The sequence below is a fragment of the Thiocystis violacea genome (assembly GCF_016583575.1).
Classification (GTDB): Bacteria; Pseudomonadota; Gammaproteobacteria; order Chromatiales; family Chromatiaceae; genus Thiocystis; species Thiocystis violacea.
Map to the genome: position 1 here is coordinate 1 of NZ_NRRG01000127.1, position 2,023 is coordinate 2,023.

Sequence of the window (2,023 nt, forward strand, 5' to 3'; positions counted from 1 at the left end):
GCATCGACGCCAACCCCGTGGCCGTGGCCGATCCGAAGGTGCTGATCAAATAATCGGTGTAGATGTCGAGAGCGTCTTGGTTCATCCTCGAAACTTACCAAGTCCTGAGCCTTCTGCGTAACATCAGTTACCTAATCAAGCGTTCATGGATATGCTCACAAAATGCGAGCACTTCTTTATGAGCTGGATCTTTAGGACTCAAATCAAAGAGACTCTTCGGCTGAGCACCGGGATGGTCTGATTCAGCAAAGGCGATGCGCTGGCGAAGAATCACAGGTGACAACATTGACGCTAAAGCTTGGTCATCCCGCAAGGAATCCAGCAATCCCTCATGCAGAGCAACACCTTTCCTGAACAAGTTTGGCTGAATCGCAGCAATCTGAAGCGGACGATCGGCTTCACGACTATTTTGCTCACGACGCCAAAGTTGCAGCATTCCATATAGACCCTCGATCGGTTGTGGTTCCAATGTTGTGGGAATAATTAGATGGGTTGCGGCCCGAACAGCGCTGATGGTCAGTGGACCTTTAGCGGGTGCAGTATCAATAAACACTAAGTCAAAAGATCTTTGAACATCCACCAAGCTAAGGAACAAATGCAGGCGGTTATGCACGGCATCTCGAACCTCGTCTGAACGCACAAGCTCGATTTCGCGAAGTCTTGGACCATGTCCTGGTAGTGCCAGTAACGAGTCCAACTGAGTCGGGTAGGGATACACATCGCCAGAAAAATAGATATCCGCACTAGAGCTTCGTCCTGACCAGCCGCTTTGATCGTCTGAAATATCAAACTCAGGATGAAGTGGGGGAAGAACACCGTCCGGGTCGGCAGCGTCATACTCCATGGTTAGGAAACGTCTTGAGAGATTGCACTGGGCATCGAGGTCCAACACCAAAACACGCTGTCCTTGACGGGAAAAATACTCTGCCAAAACACGAGTAACTGTTGTTTTGCCAACACCACCTTTGTTTTGGACGACTGCAATCACTTTCATCATCACCCTCCCATAAAAACAATACCGTATGTCTTCCGTAAAAATAACACGGTATTGCATTTCAGGACAAGTAATCATAAAGTGCAGCAGCGACGACCGGCGGTAAAGGAAATCCTTTGAATGCAGGAATTTACATTCGAACGGGTGGTGGAGGGCAAGTAATTTCCCAGTTAAGGATGCACAGCGCAGCAGGGGGCGACAAAGTATGTCTCCCTTGGTCTGCCCTGACTTACCGACGAATGAGCCTCAGAGTCAATTACCCCGGCTAAAGCCGGGAGCTTGAAAAAGCTAGGTTGACCAGGGAAAGTGGCCGCCAACACGCTCCGTTTGCAACGGGTCGTTAAGAGTCTGTTCATAAAGTCCCTGTTGAATTGCATGTGTTTTTTCAAGCATGGGAGCACAAACTAGACGGTAATCGGCTTTTGCCTAGATTTCACGTGAAAGTCAAACTGCAACAATATAATTTAATTAGATAAACTGTCTGAACAGACTCTAAGACCTACACCGGGGTGCTTCCTCAGCCCCGGACCCTAGAAGGCCAGGATAATGCTGGCGAAAGGTCAAGCGCCGAAGGTTCTGATCGCCGCCGCGAGGCGGGAGCCGGTTGCAGACATTCCCGAGGGGAGCGAGCCGAGAGGCTCCGTTACCATGCCCGTAAGGGCACGTTTACGGTTGGCAGTGTCCGGCCCTGGCGATCGAGGCGATCGAGCGCGGTAGCTACCAGCGTACGCGCCTGGATCGCTTCGGCATTCCGCGTGGCTATCTGATGCGCCAAAATCGGGTCAAAGACTTCCAGACCGGGGATCGTGTGATCGCGCGTGTGCCGACCGGCAAGAAGGCTGGCGTTCATGTCGGCCGCGTGGCCGTGCGCGCCACTGGCAGTTTTATAGTAATCTTATTAACTGATGTTACGCAGAAGGCTCAGGACTTGGTAAGTTTCGAGGATGAACCAAGACGCTCTCGACATCTACACCGATTATTTGATCAGCACCTTCGGATCGGCCACGGCCACGGGGTTGGCGTCGATGC

Annotated in this window: 1 protein-coding gene and 1 pseudogene; one reads left to right on the forward strand and one right to left on the reverse strand. The window is 51.5% G+C overall.

What is annotated here, in order from left to right:
- Positions 1-127: 127 nt before the first annotated feature.
- Positions 128-1,054, reverse strand: coding sequence for a ParA family protein (locus CKO27_RS23695; protein ID WP_200377372.1), 927 nt, complete (start codon positions 1,052-1,054; stop codon positions 128-130).
- Positions 1,055-1,760: 706 nt separating this feature from the next.
- Here CKO27_RS23695 and CKO27_RS24285 point away from each other — a divergent pair.
- Positions 1,761-2,023 (forward strand): annotated as a pseudogene (locus CKO27_RS24285) (hypothetical protein); the annotation flags it as partial.

What these genes read in the sequence shown, in the direction of transcription:
- CKO27_RS23695 (WP_200377372.1), bottom strand. Translation starts at nt 1,054, where the DNA reads ATGCAATACCGTGTTATTTTTACGGAAGACATACGGTATTGTTTTTAT.